The sequence below is a fragment of the Bradyrhizobium sp. Kon58 genome (genome assembly GCF_055807455.1).
Genome location: NZ_JBVVOT010000489.1, coordinates 1 through 260, shown reverse-complemented (window position 1 = coordinate 260; position 260 = coordinate 1). Strand labels below are relative to the sequence as shown.

General features: G+C 59.2%; 1 protein-coding gene. It reads left to right on the top strand.

The features are described 5' to 3' along the window. Positions 1 to 71 precede the first annotated feature (71 nt). Positions 72 to 260: acyl-CoA thioesterase (locus tag AC0L20_RS41245; RefSeq protein ID WP_282598395.1), on the top strand; the 189-nt coding region annotated here is incomplete at its 3' end.

Sequence of the window (260 nt, the reverse complement as noted above, 5' to 3'; positions counted from 1 at the left end):
CAGCTTGTGGCTTGAAGCTTGAAGCTGGCGGCGCAGCACTATCGTTCACCCACCTCAACCGCGGAGCCGCCATGAACTTCCACACCCGTAAGTGGGTAAAACCCGAAGACCTCAACCCCAACGGCACCCTGTTCGGTGGCAGCCTGCTGCGCTGGATCGACGAAGAAGCGGCGATCTATGCGATTGTCCAGCTGGGCAACCAGCGTGTGGTGACCAAGTACATTTCCGAAATCAACTTCGTCAGTGCCTCGCGCCAGGGC